Here is a 2,846-nt window from a genome sequence, read left to right on the forward strand (position 1 = left end):
TCTTCAAGAGAAGGACCGGAAACGATCGCTCTCAAAAGCACAAAGAACGACCAGGAATAAAACGAGACTCTTCAGACTGGAGGCTAAAAAATGGCTTTTGGATCCAACGGATAAAGGTTACAAGGAGCTATTGAAGAAAACACAAAGGCTTTGGCCAGAATTTATTCCTGAATTGCTTCAGTACAAATCCGAGCGTTTGGCCGACGTCAATTGACACTCATCATTAATACCACTGTAGAACATGAAAAATCAAATCAAAATAGCATTTCTGATTGCATTGATCGGAGAAGTTTTAATGATAGCCTCCATTGTGAACTCTTTTATCATCATGAAAGAGAGTATAGAAATGGCCGTCACCTCTAAACTTCTTTGGATCGGTTGGGCAATCGTTCACCTGGCATCATTTGGAGTCATTACAACATTCTCGATAGCCGCACTAAAAAAGAGAAGACGATGAAACGACAGATCCAAATCCCCACCCACTACGCTAACGGTGAGCCAACCAGATGGCCCGAATTGATATTAACAGGACTGTTGAGAAATGGCTTGGACGGCGAGATTCCAAAATCCATTGAAGATCACCCAATTATGCACACTATTCTCCTATGGAACACCTTTGGTTTTCCTCTACCTGATAAGATCCACCACATCGTACCTACTGACTTCGAATGTAATCCTGGAGACGATATCGAATTCCTAGCTGTGACTCCAGATGGAGAGAAATTCAAATTCGCCCCGTACGTGAAGTGTACTGGAGTATATCCGATATCTATTGACCGAAAGGAAGACAGAAATGGGTGGTTTATGGGTATCAGCCTACTGAATCTCAAAACAAAAACCCTAAGGAATGAGCAATTCAAGGAGTTCTTATTGAACGAAGGGTTTGATAGTTATGATGAATTCTGTGAAGTATATCCAACTCCGAAGTACAAGGGGCTAATCCACTGGACGGATAAAAGGTATTAACCACGTAAAGAAGAAAGAAATGAAACGACAAATCCCCATACACACCCACTACGCGAATGGCCAGCCTACACATTGGCCTGAGATGATCGCCTACTGTCTTCAAAATGAATTGAAATTATCGGATTGGGACTTTGAAGGGTTCGAGAAAATGCCATTTGTGGATATGAAATTCTACTGGTCCGAACTCTGTCTAAAGAAGTGCCACCACATAGTACCGGCAGGCTTCGAATGTGACCCCGGCAATGACATCGAATTCCTAGCCGTCACCCCGGAAGGAGAGAAATTCCCCTTCGGCCCGCTTGTGAAGTGCACAAATGTCGATCAGATAAAAATTACCAACTACCTAGGATTGCAAGAGTTCAGTATGAATGAGAGGTTATACGGAACTATTATGCATCACGGCGTTGATAGGCTTTACGAATGGCATAATGACCTTGAAGAACTCGCAATTAATGAAGGACTAGGATCAATTGAGGCCCTTGCAAGAATTGGATTTGAAGATGAAGTCATTATTCGAAAGCTCATCCACTGGACGGATAAAAGGTATTAACTGAACATATCGACAATTATGAGCCCAGATATAGAACTACCAATCAGAAACCGTCGATTGAATAAACACTGGGTGAGTCCCTTGCTTCAAATTGATTCAAAGGGCAGTCCAAAGAAACTAGGATACTTACGAGAGGGATGGGACTCCGCCCTACACTGGTTTGATTTAAATGGCAATGAAATTAAAGATGTATTGAACTGGAAATATCACTAACCCCACACCGCAGGGGATGATGCGGAATAAAATAATATGATATGAAGTTTAACAGAGATTTACAAAGGTTAAAAAATGCAAAAAGTGGATATAACTCAGCCATTGATATTATTGCTAGCAAAGTTCAAAGCGTTTGCGATTTTGAAATTTACTTAGACGATGTCCCCGGTGATGGGTGGTGTTTTGGTTCAGACGTCAACGGTTCACCTTTGTACATGTCTATGAGTAGCGTTATAGAAGTTGTTGAAAAAACTGGAAAATTCACAAAAGACGACTGGGAGCCTTTTGGTTAACCCCACACCGCAGGGGATGATGCGGGAAAATAGAGAGATTATGACAAAAGAATCATTTATTGATCACTTGAATGAAAAAGGATTAGCCTTTGACATGATAGACGATGGAATCCAGTTCAACAACCAAGGATATGTTTACCTGAGAAGCTTAACGAGTCTTCCTGAGGGAATTGAATTAACCCAAAATGCCTATGGCGGCTCTAGGCTAAAAAAGCTCCTACAATAACCCCACACCGCCGGGGATGTGGCGGGTAAGAATTAAACTATGAACTGGAAAGAATTGAAAGCATTCTGCAATGAGTTGCCAGAGGCTGAACTTGAAAAGAAAGTAATCATATGGAGAGAAGATGAAGCAATCTCTCAATTGGAAGTAATGCGGTTGGACGAAGATTACTTCATTGATCCAGAAGAACCTGAATATGGTTGTTTCCGTGATTCTGAATTGGAAGATATGATTGATGAAGAATTCCATCCAAATGGTAGAGAAGATTTCAAAAAGGTCTATGACAAAGGAACACCTATGATTTCTGAAAAATTATAACCCCCTCAACGTCGGAGATCAAAACTAATCTCAAACATTATGATTTGTTACGCTCCATTCAATTTTGCATCCGATAGTCCTAAATCTGGTATTGAAACTCAGATCATCGACTTTCTGGAGAAAAACCCAAATTCTGACGCTCATACCATTGCTGCGTCAATTGACTATCCCTACGCTAGTGTTTCAGCGAAAATGAGCTATTTGAAGCGGCTAGGCGTGGTAAGGGTTGTCGATACAGTTAAGGTTCAATTCGGTAGAAGTCGAAACCTATGGGCGCTATGAA

The 2,846-nt window shown here is 41.2% G+C and carries 8 protein-coding genes; all 8 read left to right on the plus strand.

Going from position 1 to position 2,846, the window contains the following annotated elements; genetic code table 11:
- On the plus strand, positions 1-214 hold a 214-nt coding region (locus tag F8C82_RS14920; RefSeq protein WP_223279618.1), incomplete at its 5' end, for a hypothetical protein.
- Between the two features lie 27 nt (positions 215-241).
- The gene (locus F8C82_RS14590) at positions 242-457 is read left to right on the plus strand and encodes a hypothetical protein (protein ID WP_151694364.1); all 216 of its coding nucleotides are present in this window, start codon (positions 242-244) and stop codon (positions 455-457) included.
- Complete coding sequence (locus F8C82_RS14595; protein WP_151694365.1) at positions 454-966, plus strand: hypothetical protein; 513 nt, start codon at positions 454-456, stop codon at positions 964-966. Before F8C82_RS14590 ends, F8C82_RS14595 begins: the two co-directional genes overlap by 4 nt.
- Positions 967-985: 19 nt before the next feature.
- A complete protein-coding gene (locus F8C82_RS14600) occupies positions 986-1,516 on the plus strand; it encodes a hypothetical protein (RefSeq protein WP_151694366.1) in 531 nt (176 codons plus the stop codon).
- A gap of 254 nt (positions 1,517-1,770) precedes the next feature.
- Positions 1,771-2,022, plus strand: coding sequence for a hypothetical protein (locus tag F8C82_RS14610; RefSeq protein ID WP_151694368.1), 252 nt, complete (start codon positions 1,771-1,773; stop codon positions 2,020-2,022).
- Between the two features lie 40 nt (positions 2,023-2,062).
- Positions 2,063-2,248, plus strand: coding sequence for a hypothetical protein (locus tag F8C82_RS14615; RefSeq protein ID WP_151694369.1), 186 nt, complete (start codon positions 2,063-2,065; stop codon positions 2,246-2,248).
- A gap of 39 nt (positions 2,249-2,287) precedes the next feature.
- Entirely contained in the window at positions 2,288-2,563 is a 276-nt protein-coding gene (locus F8C82_RS14620; RefSeq protein ID WP_151694370.1) for a hypothetical protein, read from the plus strand.
- Positions 2,564-2,602: 39 nt separating this feature from the next.
- Positions 2,603-2,845, plus strand: coding sequence for a hypothetical protein (locus F8C82_RS14625; RefSeq protein WP_151694371.1), 243 nt, complete (start codon positions 2,603-2,605; stop codon positions 2,843-2,845).
- The last annotated feature ends 1 nt before the right edge of the window (position 2,846 follow it).

The organism is Phaeocystidibacter marisrubri, assembly GCF_008933165.1.
GTDB classification, from domain to species: domain Bacteria; phylum Bacteroidota; class Bacteroidia; order Flavobacteriales; family Schleiferiaceae; genus Phaeocystidibacter; species Phaeocystidibacter marisrubri.